This is a genomic window from Anaerocolumna cellulosilytica, assembly GCF_014218335.1.
Lineage (GTDB): Bacteria > Bacillota > Clostridia > Lachnospirales > Lachnospiraceae > Anaerocolumna > Anaerocolumna cellulosilytica.
Genome location: NZ_AP023367.1, coordinates 423453 through 440706 on the forward strand (window position 1 = coordinate 423453; position 17254 = coordinate 440706).

The 17254-nt window shown below is 36.1% G+C and carries 15 protein-coding genes; 13 read left to right on the forward strand and 2 right to left on the reverse strand.

The annotated features are described in order from the left end of the window. The first annotated feature begins 42 nt into the window (after positions 1 to 42). The 7 genes from acsn021_RS01925 to rpsI all read left to right on the forward strand — a co-directional run bounded on the left by acsn021_RS01925 (position 43) and on the right by rpsI (position 7577). Positions 43 to 2637, forward strand: coding sequence for a glycoside hydrolase (locus acsn021_RS01925; RefSeq protein WP_184094609.1), 2595 nt, complete (start codon positions 43 to 45; stop codon positions 2635 to 2637). A gap of 264 nt (positions 2638 to 2901) precedes the next feature. Further along, on the forward strand, positions 2902 to 3768 hold the full coding sequence (locus acsn021_RS01930; RefSeq protein WP_184094611.1) for an energy-coupling factor transporter ATPase: 867 nt from the start codon (positions 2902 to 2904) through the stop codon (positions 3766 to 3768). 19 nt (positions 3769 to 3787) lie between these two features. Then, positions 3788 to 4636 (forward strand): energy-coupling factor transporter ATPase, encoded by an 849-nt coding sequence (locus tag acsn021_RS01935; protein ID WP_184094613.1) that lies wholly within the window; start codon positions 3788 to 3790, stop codon positions 4634 to 4636. 108 nt (positions 4637 to 4744) lie between these two features. Continuing rightward, positions 4745 to 5551 carry an energy-coupling factor transporter transmembrane component T family protein gene (locus acsn021_RS01940; RefSeq protein ID WP_184094615.1) on the forward strand — a complete coding sequence of 269 codons (807 nt, stop codon included), beginning with the start codon at positions 4745 to 4747 and terminating at the stop codon, positions 5549 to 5551. A 99-nt stretch (positions 5552 to 5650) separates the two neighbouring features. Continuing rightward, positions 5651 to 6397 (forward strand): tRNA pseudouridine(38-40) synthase TruA, encoded by a 747-nt coding sequence (truA, locus tag acsn021_RS01945; RefSeq protein WP_184094617.1) that lies wholly within the window; start codon positions 5651 to 5653, stop codon positions 6395 to 6397. Between the two features lie 325 nt (positions 6398 to 6722). Beyond that, positions 6723 to 7157 carry a 50S ribosomal protein L13 gene (gene rplM, locus acsn021_RS01950; RefSeq protein WP_184094619.1) on the forward strand — a complete coding sequence of 145 codons (435 nt, stop codon included), beginning with the start codon at positions 6723 to 6725 and terminating at the stop codon, positions 7155 to 7157. Between the two features lie 27 nt (positions 7158 to 7184). After that, positions 7185 to 7577 carry a 30S ribosomal protein S9 gene (rpsI, locus tag acsn021_RS01955; protein ID WP_184094620.1) on the forward strand — a complete coding sequence of 131 codons (393 nt, stop codon included), beginning with the start codon at positions 7185 to 7187 and terminating at the stop codon, positions 7575 to 7577. 271 nt (positions 7578 to 7848) lie between these two features. On the opposite strand, the gene acsn021_RS01960 is transcribed toward rpsI, so the two are convergent. Both acsn021_RS01960 and acsn021_RS01965 read right to left on the reverse strand, forming a co-directional pair. Continuing rightward, positions 7849 to 8904: a tyrosine-type recombinase/integrase gene (locus tag acsn021_RS01960; RefSeq protein ID WP_184094622.1), complete on the reverse strand. Its 1056-nt coding sequence runs from the start codon at positions 8902 to 8904 to the stop codon at positions 7849 to 7851. Positions 8905 to 8985: 81 nt separating this feature from the next. Continuing rightward, positions 8986 to 9420 carry a helix-turn-helix domain-containing protein gene (locus acsn021_RS01965; protein WP_184094624.1) on the reverse strand — a complete coding sequence of 145 codons (435 nt, stop codon included), beginning with the start codon at positions 9418 to 9420 and terminating at the stop codon, positions 8986 to 8988. Between the two features lie 154 nt (positions 9421 to 9574). On the opposite strand from acsn021_RS01965, the gene acsn021_RS01970 reads away from it, so the two are divergent. From acsn021_RS01970 to acsn021_RS01995, 6 genes are all read left to right on the forward strand, one after another. Further along, a complete protein-coding gene (locus acsn021_RS01970; protein ID WP_029503033.1) occupies positions 9575 to 9817 on the forward strand; it encodes a hypothetical protein in 243 nt (80 codons plus the stop codon). Between the two features lie 172 nt (positions 9818 to 9989). Beyond that, positions 9990 to 11006 carry an AAA family ATPase gene (locus tag acsn021_RS01975; protein ID WP_184094626.1) on the forward strand — a complete coding sequence of 339 codons (1017 nt, stop codon included), beginning with the start codon at positions 9990 to 9992 and terminating at the stop codon, positions 11004 to 11006. A 243-nt stretch (positions 11007 to 11249) separates the two neighbouring features. Beyond that, on the forward strand, positions 11250 to 12200 hold the full coding sequence (locus tag acsn021_RS01980) for a hypothetical protein (protein WP_184094628.1): 951 nt from the start codon (positions 11250 to 11252) through the stop codon (positions 12198 to 12200). A 5-nt stretch (positions 12201 to 12205) separates the two neighbouring features. Further along, positions 12206 to 12607 (forward strand): hypothetical protein, encoded by a 402-nt coding sequence (locus tag acsn021_RS01985; protein WP_184094630.1) that lies wholly within the window; start codon positions 12206 to 12208, stop codon positions 12605 to 12607. A gap of 118 nt (positions 12608 to 12725) precedes the next feature. Next, positions 12726 to 15194 carry an AAA family ATPase gene (locus acsn021_RS01990; protein WP_184094632.1) on the forward strand — a complete coding sequence of 823 codons (2469 nt, stop codon included), beginning with the start codon at positions 12726 to 12728 and terminating at the stop codon, positions 15192 to 15194. Positions 15195 to 15205: 11 nt separating this feature from the next. After that, positions 15206 to 17032, forward strand: coding sequence for a DUF2357 domain-containing protein (locus acsn021_RS01995; RefSeq protein WP_184094634.1), 1827 nt, complete (start codon positions 15206 to 15208; stop codon positions 17030 to 17032). The last annotated feature ends 222 nt before the right edge of the window (positions 17033 to 17254 follow it).

Genomic DNA, 17254 nt, shown 5'->3' on the forward strand with positions numbered 1-17254 from the left:
CAGTTAATAACAGAAAGTTGATAACAGAAAGAGGGGAATTCAATGCATAATATTGAAAGAGTACGACAGGGAGAGGCGGATAACTATTTTTATCCATTTTTCTGGCAGCATGGTGAAAAGGAAGAGATACTTAGAGAATATGTCAATAAAATAGCTGGCTGCGGTATGAAAGCAGTTTGCATTGAATCAAGACCGCATCCAGATTTTGTAGGTGAAAAATGGTGGAAAGACTTAGGTATCATTATTGATGAAGCGAAAAGAAATAATATGAAGCTCTGGATATTAGACGATGCCCATTTTCCTACCGGATATGCAAATGGAAAAATAAAGGAAGAATATCCTGAATTAAAAAAGTGGTATCTGGATATGCGAAGATATGATGTGGCTGGTCCTGTAAAGGGAGCTAGAATTCATATTGCGTTACTAAATGGAAAAGTATGGGATAAGCCTTCTGAGGATATCAATCATGTAATAGGTGTCTATGCTGCTAAAAGGGAAAGTAATCGTAATACGGAGGATGATGCAGTTGCATTCGATTCCTTTATGGAGTTAGAGGGGGCGTTAAAGAATGGCATAATCACCTGGGATATACCAGAAGGTTCGTATAGTATATTTACAGTGTTTTACACTCGCAACGGAGGAGAAGAGGCAACAAAGGATTACTTAAATCCGTTGGTGGCTGATGCAGCCAGAGTACTGCTAAAGGAGGTATATGAACCTCACTACGAACATCTAAAAGAGGAGTTTGGAAAAACCATTCTTGGATTTTTTTCAGACGAACCAAGGTTTGGTAATACCAAAGGAGCACAGGCAGCCATCGGATGCGATATGGTTTTACCTTGGAGGTTAGGTCTTGAAGAGGAATTACCCTTTGAGAATAAGTACCTTCCCCTGCTTTGGGCGAAGGCCGGAGGAAAAGAGGGAGATATCAGACATCAATATATGGATTTGATAACTAAAATGTATCGGGATAATTTTACTGGGGTGTTGTCTGAATGGTGTCAGAATCATCAGGTTTTATACCTTGGACATAATATTGAGGATAATGGTGCTCACGCCAGGCTTGGGTACGGAACAGGACATTTTTTTCGTGGTCAGGAAGGACAGCATCTATCAGGAATAGATGTAATTGGTACCCAGATAGTTCCTGGTATGCCTTACCATCACAATGCATTTTCTACCGGTGGAAGTGATGGAGAATTTTATCATTTTGCACTCGCAAAGCTTGGTTCTTCCGCTGCTCATTTAGAACCACATAAAGAAGGGAGGGCAATGTGTGAAGCATTTGGAGCTTATGGGTGGAACGCAGGGCTTTCTCTTATGAAGTGGATTAGTGATCATTTGATTGTACGAGGTATCAATTATCTTGTACCTCATGCCTTTAATCCGGCACCTTTCCCGGATTGGGATTGCCCGCCTCACTTTGATGCTCATGGGTATAACCCTCAATTTCGTTATTTTAAGACCTATAGTGATTATACAAACCGGTTGATGAACCTTTTTCAAAAAGGTGTGCATAAAGCTCCGGCAGCAGTTTTATATCCAGCAGAACAAGAGTGGGCGGGAGCTTATATGCCGGTTGAAAAACCTGTTAGGGAGTTAATGGAGCATCAAATAGATTGTGACATTGTATCTCCGGATTATCTTATAAATGCAAGAATGGCAGAAGGGAACCTAATAATTCATAAAGAAGCTTTTCAGGTACTAATCGTTCCTTATGGAGAGGCAATACCTGCAACCACAGCCAGATATCTCGTTGAATATGCTAAGAAAGGACTGCGGGTAATTTTTGTAGAAGCTTATCCTGATAAGACGGTATCTGGCAGTCTCGAGGCAGAGGAGTGGGAGGAACTTAAATGCTTTTGCCGTATAAGTACTTTAGAAGAACTGGCTTTAGCTTGTGCAGATTTGGCTGAAATAAAACTAGAAACCCCTTGTAAAGATTTGGTCTATTATCATTATGAACAGGGAGAAATGCAGTATTGGATGTTTTTTAATGAGCATATCTCTAGCGCAGTTAACAGTACAATCAGTATGAAAGAGACAGGGTATGCTTATCGATATGATGCTTTTACTAATGAGATGTATGAATTAATTGGTTGTAAAGGAAGCTATGAACTCAAGCTATCACCGTATGAATCCTGTATCTGGATATTTTCAGAGAAACCTTTACAGGGAGTAAAAAAGGAAAAAGGTTCCATAGATGAATTAAAGCCTTGTGATATAGAATCACCGTGGAAGGTACAGTTTGCAGATAGCTTTTCCTATCCATTATTCACAGAAGGAGTAAACCAGACAAAAGCAGAGCCTATCCAAAATATTATTGGTTATGAAGACAAAACAGGTACCGTCTCCTATGAAACCGTACTGACTGATTCACGGCAGGAGGGCAGGGCATATCTTAAGCTAAAAAGGGCATATGAGGTAGCAGAGGTCTTCGTAAACGGTGTAAGTGCGGGCGTTAAAATATGTCAGCCTTATGTCTTTGAGCTTACTGGCTTATTAACAAAGGAAGAGAATACTTTGCGTATAGAAGTAACAAATACTCTTGGAACACAGGTACGCGACGGAATTTCTCATTATTTAATAATTGAGCCTTTTGGAGTAGAAGGCCCCGTTACTTTATATACTGAATAGATATACCGAGTTTTAAAAGATTAATTGAAACAAAAGTGCTGTCTTATTTTTCTTACTACATTGCCAACCGGCTTGGCGTGTAAAGAAAAGGAGGACGGCATTTTATGTATTATAAGACTTTATTTTTACAGGTAATAACTATTAATAGTAGATAAGTTGTAAATAATACATTAACATGAAAAATTAATTGCAAATAATGTTAGAATACTTTACAATGTAGAAAGCTAAGTAGTTGAAGTTTAACAAGATTAAGAAGGTACATGCATGGGAATGATAAAAACACGAAATTTAATATTTGAATATATAAGAAGAGATGAAGAAGGAAATGTTGAATCCATTAACCGTGCCATTGATGCTGTTGACCTGGAAGTGAATAAGGGAGATTTTGTTGCTATCTTGGGACACAACGGTTCCGGAAAGTCAACCATGGCAAAGCATATCAATGCAATATTAATACCCACAGAAGGGTCCGTGTGGGTGAATGGTATGGATACGAAGGATGAGGAAAAAATGTGGGACATCAGGCAAACCGCCGGCATGGTATTTCAGAATCCAGATAATCAGATTATTGCTACCGTTGTGGAAGAAGATGTAGGTTTTGGCGCAGAAAACTTGGGTGTTCCTACAAAAGAAATATGGGAGAGGGTAGAGGAGAGCTTACAGGCAGTTGGGATGTTAGAATATCGTAAACACTCACCGAATAAGCTCTCCGGCGGGCAGAAGCAAAGGGTAGCTATAGCCGGTATCATGGCTATGAAGCCTCAATGTATCGTGTTAGATGAGCCCACTGCCATGTTAGATCCGGTAGGACGTAAAGAGGTTATTAAAACGGTAAAAGAATTAAATGAAAAAGAAAAAGTTACGGTACTGTTAATTACGCATTATATGGAAGAAGTAATACATGCGGACAAAGTTATCGTTATGGACCAGGGTAAGGTGGTTATGCAGGGTACACCCAGAGAGATATTTTCAAGGGTGGAAGAATTAAAACAATACCGCCTGGATGTTCCGCAGGTAACGGAACTCGCTTATGAACTTAAGAAAAGTGGGTTGGATGTTCCGGTAGGTATTCTAACCACAGAGGAACTTGTGGAAGCGGTTTTACGTCTAAAAAAGCAAGATAGGCAGTAAAACAGTATAGGAGGAAGTAATGCCAATTATTATAGATAAACTAAATTATGTATATAGCCCTGGTACTGCTTATGAAAAACACGCTCTTAAAGATATTAATCTGGTTATTAATGATGGAGAATTTATAGGTTTAATCGGGCATACAGGTTCTGGAAAATCCACTTTAACACAACATCTAAATGGTTTAATGAAAGCAACTGGTGGTACAATATATTATAACGGTCAGGACATCTATGACAAGGACTTTAGTATGAAATGGCTGCGAAGTAAAGTCGGTCTGGTTTTTCAATATCCGGAGCACCAGTTATTTGAAACAACCGTATATAAAGATGTCTGTTTCGGACCTAAGAATTTAGGACTTGATCAATTGGAAATTGATGTTCGGACCTATGAAGCAATTAAGCTGGTGGGACTTTCTGACGATTTGTTAGATGCATCTCCCTTTGAAATGTCGGGAGGACAAAAGCGCAGAGTGGCTATTGCAGGTGTACTGGCTATGAAACCGGAAGTATTAATACTGGATGAACCTACAGCAGGACTTGACCCAAAGGGCAGAGATGAAATACTTGATCAAATTGCTAAGCTGCATAAGGAAAGTAATCTAACCATTATACTGGTATCACACAGTATGGAAGATGTAGCTAAATATGCAGACAGGCTAATAGTTATGAATAAGGGCAGTGTAGCCTTTAATGACACACCTCATGGTGTATTCGCTTATTATAAAGAGCTAGAGGCAATGGGGCTTGCAGCCCCTCAAGTTACTTATGTCATGAATGAGCTAAAATTAAAGGGACTGCCTGTAAATACCACGGCTAACACAGTAGAGGAAGCCAGGGATGAAATACTAAAATATATGAGAAGTTAAAAAATACAAGTAATTGAATATACCGTAGTTAACTTATAAAGCTTATTTGATATTACTATACTGCGGAAGTACAGCAGCTTTGCCTGCGATAAGAAATGGGTGTAAAAAATGATTCGAGACATTACAATAGGACAATATTATCCGGCCGATTCGCTGCTCCATAAACTGGACCCCAGAGTCAAGCTGGTAGGAACCATACTCTACATTATATCCTTATTTGTTATAGACAGCTACTATGGTATAGCCGTTTCTGCGGTAGTCTTATTTGCTATTATAAAATTGTCAAAGGTACCGCTAAAGTTTATTATACGTGGTTTAAAGACAGTTTTTATGCTATTGCTATTTACTGTGGCATTTAATCTGTTTTTCACTCCGGGAAATGAGCTGGTAAGGCTGGGATTTATAAGAATAACAGAAGAAGGATTACATTTATCCATTAAGATGGCCATACGTCTGGTATTTTTAATACTGGGTTCTTCGTTAATGACCTTTACTACCACTCCCAATCAATTGACGGATGGTTTGGAGCGTTTGATGCATCCTTTGAGAAAAATCAAAGTTCCGGTACATGAAATATCCATGATGATGTCTATAGCTTTACGCTTTATTCCGATATTAATGGAAGAGACCGACAAGATTATGAAAGCTCAGATGGCTAGAGGAGCGGATTTTGAATCCGGCGGACTTATAAAGAGAGCCAAAAGTTTAATACCATTATTGGTACCGTTGTTTGTATCTGCTTTTCGCAGAGCAAATGATTTAGCAATGGCTATGGAAGCAAGGTGTTACCAAGGAGGAGAAGGGCGTACCAAGATGAAGCCTCTAAAATATACTACAAGAGATATTCTATCCTACATAACCTTATGTAGTTATGCAGCCTTTGTAATATTCCTTAAGATGATGAAAATTGGCTAAACATGGGATACCAGCCTCCTTTCGCATTTCGTAAGAATATGTATGAATTGTAAGACAAGGCAGGAAAGAGTATTGCAGAAAGGAATGCCATATTTAGATATGAAAAGAATAATGTTAAGGGTTGCATATGATGGCACAAACTATTGCGGCTGGCAGTTACAGCCCAATGGAATCACCGTAGAAGAAGTATTAAACCGGAATCTAAAAGCATTACTAAAAGAAGATATAAACGTTATCGGAGCAAGTAGAACAGATTCAGGAGTACATGCTTTGGGAAACGTAGCCATATTCGATACAGATACAAGAATACCAGGAGATAAGATATCGTATGCCCTAAATCAAAAACTGCCTGGGGATATTGTAATCCAGGAATCTAGAGAAGTCCCGGCAGATTTTCATCCACGTCGTTGTAACAGTATAAAAACCTACCGATATACCATACAAAACAGCAGGTTTCCATTACCAACGACAAGGTTGTACAGTTATTTTGTACACTACCCACTTAATGAACTGCTAATGCAGGAGGCTGCTGCTTATCTGATGGGAGAACATGATTTTAAAAGCTTTTGCTCTGCTAATACACATGTGAAAGATACCGTTCGAAGAATTTATGATATCAACGTTGAAAAAACGGACGAGAGAATTGATATTATTGTTTCTGGTAATGGATTTTTATATAATATGGTTCGCATTATAGCAGGCACTTTGGTGCGTGTTGGCTTGGGAGCCTACCCGCCTATAAAAGTACAGGAAATTCTTAATAAAAAGGAGCGGTCGGCAGCAGGACCGAAAGCTCCGGCTGAAGGTCTGACGTTGTTAAAGCTAGAATATCCTGATTTAATGTAGGAAATCTTGAAAGAAGAACAACATGAGAACAAGAACAACATACGAACTAAATATAAGGCATTTGGATTGATTTTAATTAATACTGTATGAATAAGGTTCCAAAATATATTAAAATAATCCATTTTATAAATAAATTATTTTAATAATATTGGAAAAACAGCAGGAAACCAGATAAAATATATTGACACGCCCGGTGGAATGATATATAATATTTAGATGTGACGTGAGAATACTCAAGCCAAGCCCCGGTAGAGAGTATTTTAACATATAACTATGAAAATAATAAAATTTTTATTGAGATTTGATTATTCAAGGAGGGTACCCCATGAAAAGCTTTATGGCTAGTCCGGCGACGATTGAAAGAAAATGGTATGTTATCGATGCTGATGGACATACATTAGGACGTCTTTCATCTGAAATTGCTAAGATATTAAGAGGTAAAACAAAACCAACTTACACACCTCATGTTGATACTGGTGACTATGTAATAGTTGTTAATACAGATAAGATTAAAGTAACTGGTAAAAAACTTGATCAAAAAATATACTACAATCACTCTGATTATGTAGGTGGAATGAGAGAAACTACATTAAGAGAATTAATGGACAAGAAACCTACAGAAGCTATCAGACTTGCTGTAAAAGGCATGCTTCCAAAAGGACCTTTAGGAAGACAGATGATTACAAAATTACACGTATACGCTGGACCTGAACATGATAATGCAGCTCAGAAACCAGAAGTATTAGAGATTAAATATTAATCAGAAGGTTGAAAGGAGGAAAAAACATTGGCTAAAGCAAAATATTACGGAACCGGAAGAAGAAAAAGCAGTATTGCCAGAGTTTATTTAGTACCTGGTACTGGTAAAGTAACAATTAATAAAAGAGATATGGACGAATACTTCGGCTTAGATACATTAAAGTTAATCGTTCGTCAACCTCTGGTTATTACAGATAACGTTGATAAATTTGATGTTCTTGTTAATGTACATGGAGGTGGCTTTACTGGTCAGGCTGGTGCTATCAGACATGGTATCTCCAGAGCTTTATTACATGCAGATGCGGAACACCGCCCAGTATTAAAAAAAGCTGGTTTCTTAACAAGAGATCCAAGAATGAAGGAAAGAAAGAAGTACGGTTTAAAAGCCGCTCGTCGTGCTCCTCAGTTCTCAAAGAGATAGTCTGTGCCGTTTGTGGAATCGTGCAAAACCGCATATTTACTGGCTTCTTGAAGTTCTGGAATGTCGTAAAATGGTGTGGAATTAGTACGGTAACTAACACACAACTAACAAGTAACTAACAAAAATATAGGATGTTTTAAGTGCTAAATAGTGCTTAGAACATCCTTTTTTGATATCGTTTTTTAGGCAAACTTCTAGGAATAAATATATTCTTCATTTTGCTCTCCTTAATTTTTCAAGTTCCGTATGATGTGGAACTTGTATTATGGGATTAAATTTGGTTGATAGCCTTTACCAGTTCCTGTACATCGAAGTGTGTATATACTTTTTCTGTCAGAGACATGGCTCCCGAATGTCCAGCAATCTTTTTAATAATCGTCTGGTCAACGCCTGCTTCTGCAAGTAAGGAAATGCAGGTATGCCTACAACAATGTGGAGTCTTTTCAATGTTTAGGTTCTGCATGAGTGGAGTGAAATAACTGTCATAGTAATTGCGATAGAGGAAATGTTTGTTATCCTCGGTATGAAGCAGATATTCACAATCTGGAGCAGAATCAAACCATGACTGATAAAAGGGAAGAACCTTGTCGGCAATTGGAACTTTACGGATTCCATTTTCAGTCTTGCTATCCACTACATCGAAATATTGTTCCTCCAGATGAACGTCTACTTTCTTTAAATCCAGAAATTCTGAAATTCTTAGTCCATTGTAAATGAGCATTAGGGCAATCTGATAATACTTATCATCCTTCAATTCCCATAAACGTTTGATCTCATCTTTTGAAAATTTCTTTCGGTCATATTTATTTGGATTACGTTCCTTGTATCTGACGATATCTACAAATTCAGAGTAATTCTTATTACAGATATCATTCTTTATCGCATAATCATATAACTGGTTAAATAAGACCTTTAGCTTTCGTAGTGTGGGATAGTTCTTGCCACAAGTGTCAACGACATGTTGTAAATCAATAAGTCTTAAGTCTTTGAATAGCTTAACATTCAAAGAGGTGCATAAGCTATAGGAAGCAGTATAACCATTTACATTGGATTTCGATACAGTCGGATATTTCTCTGTCGACCATTTCTCATAAACTTCTGCAAAGGTAACTTTGGAAGCTTCCAAGTCGTAAGGATTGGTATTATAGTCTGCTAGCATTTGTAATCCATCTGCTCGATTGGCTGCATATCCTATAATTACATAATCCTGAACTTGTTTATCCTTCTTCTCATCAAAGTGCCATCCTACGGTCTTTTTGACAATATAAGGATTTCTTCGTTTCCCGCTTAGCTTATACACAGTGCCATAGCCATTTGGTAATTTCAATAAAACATCATCATTTCTTTCGTTATAGTATTCTTCTTATTGGCTGGTAAAAAGAGTACGTTTGTCAATGTACGATGATTTCTAATCTTCGTGAGTCACTTTGGTAACACTTGGGCGAATCGTCTTCCAGATATCATAGTTATCCATGGTCTGACTTCCCATCGCTAACAATTCTTTCATTGCCTGCCAGTCCTTTAGGAATTGGATCAGGCTCTTGTTCTTAAAGAAAATCCCCGGTTCTCCATCGATATCCTTTAATTCTACGGAAAATACTTCGTCGATTGCAAAGAGAAGTGGAAGAACATCACCGTCTGCTTGAATATCAAATTCTGCTAAGGCATTTACATTCACATTCAATGCATCTGCGATTTTCCTTAACTGATCTGGCTTTGGAAGATTCTTTCCCAATTCATATTTACGGATTGCAACTTCATGAATTCCAGATTTGTCACCAAGTTCCTTTTGTGTTAAGCCTCGAAATGTTCGTATTAACTTAATCTTTTTACCTGTGGTCAAAATAATCACCTCCTATAGGAAAGAATATAACATACTAAAAATGAAAAGTAAACATTAAATTATTATATATTGACAGAGCATTAAAAGCACTGTATAATACGAAGACATAACAGAGCATTAAATGCTCTATATTGATATTGGGAGGTGAAGTTTCATGGGAGAAGTAAATTACCAGATTGAGCTACCGTCATTTACTGGGCGAAATGTTCCGATTGCTGAAATAGCAAAAGCCATCGGAAAAGATGCCCAATATGTAAGAGTCGGATTGCAAAAAGGGATTCTCAAATTTGGATATGCATTCAAGATGGAGAATTCCTCAGAGTACAACTACTTTTGCCCTGACAAGAAGGTATGGGAAGAAATTGGATATTTCAAAGAAGTACCAAGGGCAGTGTAGTAAGAAGTAAAGAAGGGAGTGGTTTTATTGGGATTCCAATAAAAAAGTCCTAACCGATAGGGAAAGGACTTAAAAGACAGCCAGCAGAGCTGATATATCTTATCTCGCAAATATGATTATATCAAAAGCTTCTGCTGGTAACAACGTAATTATTTTATCAGGAGGACGATGAATGAGTGAACAAAAGACAGCATTAAAATTAATCCATATGGAGGATGTGCAGACAAGGGAAGTAAATTGGCTTTGGTATCCGTATATCCCATACGGAAAGATAACCGTAATAGAAGGAGATCCAGGAGAAGGTAAGACAACACTTGCACTGACATTAGCGGCATTACTTAGTAGAGGGCAACCTCTTCCATGTGATGAAGATATACCATATGAGCCGATTAGCATTATTTATCAGACAGCTGAGGATGGGATTGACGATACGATAAAGCCAAGACTTGAAAAGGCAAATGCAGACTGTAGCAAAATCCGTGTGATAGATGAAACAGAAAAAGAACTGAGTATGACGGATGAAAGACTAGAGCAGGCAATCGCTAAAACAAATGCAAAGCTTGTAATTCTAGATCCGATTCAAGCCTATATCGGTTCTGATGTAGATATGCATCGAGCCAATGAGATACGACCAGTACTAAAGCGATTAGGGATAATTGCTGAAAAGTATGGATGTGCCATTGTTCTAATCGGTCACATGAATAAAGCTTCTGGCTCAAAGTCAACGTATCGAGGACTTGGCTCTATCGACATTCAGGCAACGGCTAGAAGTGTATTACTAGTAGCAAGAATACCAGATAAACCTAACATTCGTATTATGGCACAAGATAAATCAAGTCTTGCGGCGGCAGGAGATTCCATTGGCTTTGAAATATCAGAGGACAGAGGATTTGAGTGTATCGGTCCATATGACATAACAGTAGATGAATTGCTTGCTGGAAAAGAAGGTAGAGGGCGAAAGAAGTTAGATGTAGCCATTGCCTTTATCAAAGAATATTTCGGAGCGGAAAGTGAAATTTCTTCTAATGATATTGAGGAGGAAGCAACTAGAAAAGGTATAAAACGAAATACCTTATTATCTGCAAAGAAGAAGCTTGGGATTATGGCTGGCAATCGTAAGACTACAGATGGAACGATGTACTGGACTTGGATATTGCCGAAGAAAGAGTTTAACAATTTGACTTCTTAAGATGGCAGATTCTTAAACTCTGGCGAAGGCTTGTGAAGCGAAGCTTCACATATAACGTGATTAAGCGGCGTAACGCTTGCCCCCTAAGTTTGGGATTTCCCAAACTGATAGGGGGACATTACTTTCGGAGCAGTGCTTTAAAATTCTTACGAAGGAAAGTAAAAAAGAACAGGAAAGCAGAGCTTTTAAAGTAGAGAAAGGAAATCAACAAATGACTGACGGATAAAAAGAAAGGATGATTGAATGGGGAACTCAAAAACGATATCGGGTGCTTTACACCGTATTCCAAATCTGGAACATAATAATCGTGACCACTGGCCACCCAACGCAACGCATGATAGAGAAGATAGAAATGTCTATTATGTAAATGGTACAAGAGATTTTACCATTGAGCAGGCATATGACAAATTGTTTGAAGCTTCTTATCAGGAGTGGAGACAGAAGGAAATTAAAAAGAGCCGTGGGGATCGGTGTCCTGATACTTATTATGAGAAAATTCTGCAAGATAAACAAAAGCATGAACAGTATGAAATTATCTGGCAGATTGGAGATATGGAAGATACGGGATATGAAAGTGATTTTTATGATTCATTATTTGCAGAACGAGCATTGCTAGATTTCGCAGAACACATGCTGGCGGAAGTTCCTAATGTAACATTTCTAACAAAGGAACGAATCGATGATCCGGATTGGAATCCTCCGTTTAATGAAGGAATTGTAATCAATAATATGGCTTTCAATGGAGATGAATCAACTCCACATCTTCATATGACATTTATCCCATATGTGAAGAATTGTAGCAGAGGGCAAACGGTTCAGAATGCATTTTCACAAACATTCAAGCGAATGGGATATGCAACAACCATGAAGCAAGCTGTCGATGAATCGGATAATCTGGTCTGGCAGGATACACCGCATGGGAAAATTCCACAAATGAAAAAAGTGGAGTATGGGGCGGTGACTTGGATTGAAGAGCAGAAAGAGTGGATTGCAGATTATATGCAAAAGGAACTTGGTTGGGAGCGGTTCTTTAAGGGTAAGAATGAACGTGGGGACTTGCTGTTATCGGATTATCGACGAGAACGAGCTGCGGAACGAGCCAAAGAAGCTGAAAAGAAAGTTTTCTTGGTGGAAGCGGATTTGAAAACAAAAGAAAAAGCAGTTACGGAGAAGGCTTCCACGATTTTAAGTTAGATGAAATGCTGACGGATAAAAAGAAGAATCTGGAGAATATTGATGATACGGTTCGGTATTATGACCGAAAGTTAGATTCAGCAAAGAAAGAACTTGCAGTTGTGGAAGATGATTACAAGGTGGTTTCTGATAAACTGGAAGAGAAAACCCGAAAAGCTGAAATAGCGGAAGAAGTATACTTCATGTATAGCAGTGCTGGTCCTGACAGGGAACATGACTTGTTTGAAGAGGTAGTTACGCTTCGTTATGAGAATGAGAAGAAGGACGGAGAAATTCGGAGTTTGAAGCAGAAGTTGAATGAAGCATATGAATTTATGAAACGGTTTATGATTGGGGAAATAACGTTGTTTGAGAAATTTATGCAGGGGGTGAAGGATAAGGTAAGGGATTTTGTGGGAATAAGGTAGATTTGAGGAAAGAGTCTGGAAATTCTGGACTCTTTCGCAAATTATTGTAGAAAAATATACCAAAAAGTAGTAAACTACTAATAGTATTGTATACAAAAAGTGATGGGGAGGCAGAGTAATGAGCGTGTATTTAGCTAGAATAGAGCACATAAATGATTACTTTAATATTCGTCCAGTAATGGAACTTATTGAGGGTGGATTTGTTGAGGTGGATGCTGGAAAATTTGGACAATATGGAACTATAACAATATCAGCAATTTATGGGCAAGTGAGTGATTCACCATTTATTCAAGAACAAAAGTATGTCATGTTGACAATTAGTGATTCAGAATTAGCTTCATTGGAGCAAACATATACAGGTTCAAAAATAAAAGCAGTTGACTATATTTCAAAAGTAAAGCCTGTAGATTCGTTTGGGATTAGAGAAGTAATCAAATTGCCAAAGGGATTTACCTCAAATACCTATAGTGAATGGGGGAATGATACAATATTAGATATCATGCAACCAATTACTAATTCAGTTTATTTATCTGATGAAAATAGTGTGTTTGGTCCATTTTCATGGAAGGTTACTCCAGATGGGGGGTATAAATTCTCACCCAACGCTATAGAAAGTGATCCATATGTAATATCAGAATATCTTATAAGTGATTTTGAAGAGCCAATATATACGTTTGATGCCGCTAAAAGAACAACTGATTTGTATTATGGAAGAGAAAGACATATTTTAAAAAATGATAATTTACCAGAAAAAAGTTCTTATATAGATTGTATTGATGATATCGGACTTAAAGAGTTTGTTGGTAGGTTGTTATCTCAAAATGCCGAGACGCGAAAAGCAAAGAAAGAAATTAGAGATGCTGTAGTGGAGTTGCCAATAGAAGTAATGTCTGAGCAAAGAAGAAATCGTATTTTAGAGTTGGCTAAAAATGGAGATTTGGCTGATCAGACAATTAATTTAATTCCATCGGTCGTTCTGGAAAATAAAGACTCGTTAGAAAAAATAGCACAAGTAATACTGGATAATAGTAATTATATGGAAAAACTTTATCCGGTTGTAAAAGAACAAGAAGAGTATAATTCAATTATTGAAAAAATAGAAGTAGAGAAAAAAACCAAACAACAAGAACTTGATGTCTTAAAAAATGAGATACAAAAACTTCAAGATGCAGGAAATGAAGAGCTAACTATAAATTCGTCAGAAGTGCAAAAATTGGTAAGTGAAAAGGACGAACTGCAACGAAAACTGGAAGCGTATAAGGATTTTGAAAATTTAAGTGATAAAGTATATAAATTAAATGGTGAAGTTGAAGATACTCAAAATCAATACAATATGTTGTTAAGTATGAAAAATACTTTATCTACAGACATTGAACAAAAAGTAAGAGAAGCATATTCAAGTTTTGCCTTTGATGGAGCGATATCAAGCCTGATGCTTCAAGAAGCTGCAAATTTTGAAAAAAGTAAAAATGTAAAGAGAACAGAAGCATTGGTTGCAACATTACAAACGGTTGAAAGTTATTCTGATATTAGTAATCCAGTTGACTTAGTAAATTTTGTACATAAAGAGCTTACTGAAAAAGGAAAAAGAAATATTAGTAAGAATGATGTTGCAAATATATTAATATGTATGGCACAAGGATTTTTGACAGTTCTTGCAGGGGAACCAGGAACGGGGAAAACATCATTGGTTTCTCTGATTGCAAATATTTTAGGGTTACCAAATGGGGAATATAATCGATATTCTGAAATAGCTGTCGAAAAGGGATGGACATCAAGAAGAGATTTAATCGGATACTATAATCCGCTGACAAAGTCTTTTGATGCTTCAAATAAAGGATTGTTTTCAGCACTATCAGTTTTGAATGAAGAAAAAAAGAATAATATTGACGATTTTCCATATGTTGTTCTTCTAGATGAAGCAAATCTTAGCCAAATGGAACATTATTGGGCAGATTTTATGAGTTTATGTGATTTTGACAAAATGAATAGAAGGATATGCTTATGTGAAGATTATGAATATCTAATCTCGGACACTTTGCGTTTTATGGCAACAATAAATTTAGATCACACAACAGAAATATTATCTCCACGTCTTATAGATAGAGCATGGATTATTATGCTACATTCTACAGATGTAGATATAGAAGATTTTGAGGTTCGTAGTGACATTGGAAAATATCCGCTGATTCAATATGAAGCGTTTAAACGAATAAAAAATTCTGAATTTTGGGAAAATCAAAAACTTGATACGGCAATTACAGATAAGTTTAATAAGATTCGTGTGTGTTTTCAAGATATTGGTATAAGTTTTAGTCCACGTATAATTGGTATGATAAAAAAATATTGTTTATCAAGTAAAGGTGTTTTTGATACAAGTGAGAATGTATATTGTGCCTTAGATTATGCAGTGCTTCAAAAAGTTTTGCCAATCATTAATGGATATGGAGAAGATTACCATGTATTTCTTGAAAAATTGATGGTTGAATGTGATCAAAATACAATGCCAAAATGTTATGAAATGATACAATCAATTATTAAAAAGGGTAATTTAAATATGCAATACTATCAATTTTTCGCTAGATAAGGTGGTGTAAAATGAATCCAACTTTGGTTTTGCGAAGTGATGATAATAAGATTATAAGTTTAGAACTGGGAAAACGAAGTAAAAATATAAATGATTTAACAGCAGCAGTAGTCGTATATCAAGATGAACCATATTCATTTTCAATAGAGTATGAGGAAGCAGTAACCAACATTACAAATATTGAGTTAATAGTTAATAATGAAATGGTGGAATGCAAATACGATGCTAAAAACCTCGACGACAAAACAGTTTACGAAATTGAATTAAATAACAAGTTCGTTTTTTCTTTGGTCTATGGACTTACTGAGATTTTAGTTCATATTGAATATGATATTGGGCTTGAGGACTACTTTTTTACAGATTCCCTTGTAGTAGCGGTGAAACAAAATTATGAGGAAACAGTTGAGTCTCTGTATGATATGTTAAATGACATCTATAAAAAGAATCATGCACTATTATTTCGATCAAAAATTCAAAACAAGGATTTGTTTCCTAAGTTTTTGAAAAAAGAAAATGATAAGTTTGATGAAGAAATAGGTTTATTAAGAGTGTTTATACAAACATTTTTAAAGAATTATCCGTATTTTTTAAAAAATCCTAAGTTTAAAACTGAAACAGATTATTGTGTTGACTACGTAGAAAAACTACATTCAATAGGTAAAGAAAATATACAATATATTGTTACCCACCCAGAAGAACTTAAGCAGGTATACGGAACTTCGGGAATATATGTAAATAAGAAACAAATGATACCTGAAAAAACCTTAGTAAGCACTTACAAGTACAGTTATGATATCCCGGAAAATAGAACTATAATATCGTTTATTAGAGTTTTACTTGAGGCGGTCGATGAAAGATGTGAAAAATTGAAATATGCTCTAAAGGCTAATACTTTGCTTATTACTACTAAGGAACCTGTTAAGGATAATTATATTTTAAGTACTCGTATAATCCAACAATATATGGTCATGGAATTTGGGAATTATTTAGATGAGTATAAGCAGGTGTATAAACAATTATCAAGTGTTTATGTACAATATTGTAATGTTTTGCCATGTTCAAGTGTTACAATGAGATCTTTGCCAACTCCAAGCCCAGCATTCTTGGAAATATATCATTATAGAAACATTTATCAAATTATGCGTATTTGGTTTGGAATGAGCGATGTTACTTATCCTAATAAAAATATTTTGATGCAATTTTCAAATGCAGATAAAATTTACGAATATTACTGTTTGCTTAATATGTATGATATATTTATTTCGCTTGGGTTTATCGAGCAACGTGAAAAGAGGTGCGCATATAAATATAGCGTTAATCACCCTAAATTCCAAAATACAGAAGAAGAGAATACCTATTATTTTCAAAAAGATGATTTAGAGGTAATTTTGTATTATCAACCAGTGATTTATTCATATTCTAGCGCTTACAATAATGATATAACTTTGTTTAGAACAGATAAGCAATACTATACCCCCGATTTTATTATAAAAAAAATCATAAAAGGTGAAGTTACCTATGGAATATTAGATTCAAAATGGAGAAATAGGAATTCATTAATAAAAAAAGGCGCTGAAGGTGGTTTTCAAGATTCTGTATATAAATATTTATATTCTGTAGTTGATAGTAAAAACCTTAGGAGTGTTGAATTTTTTTGGATTTTACAAGGTAAGAATGATAATGAAGTTAAGCCAACTTTATATAATAGAAGTGGAATAATTAGTAGAAAACAGGATATTTCATTTAGAAATCACAGCGGAATAGTGCGTCTGACACCAGAATCTGGAATTCAGGAGTTGAAGCAAATTATTCGGACATTTGTTAGTTTGGATAAGTAAGCTATATTATAGCTTGACAAAAATTAATGCTAATGTATAATATAAGTAGAAAGAAGTCCAATATCATTCTCTGCTACAGAGAATTAAAACTTTAGTAGAATAATTGTATATTAATATGTAAGAATGCATATTTTATAGTAACTGGGTGCAACTCTCGGTTTCTCCGCTGCGGAGAGTTTAAACATGAGCAGAAAAAAATAAAGTTGCTAGAAAGCTCTGATG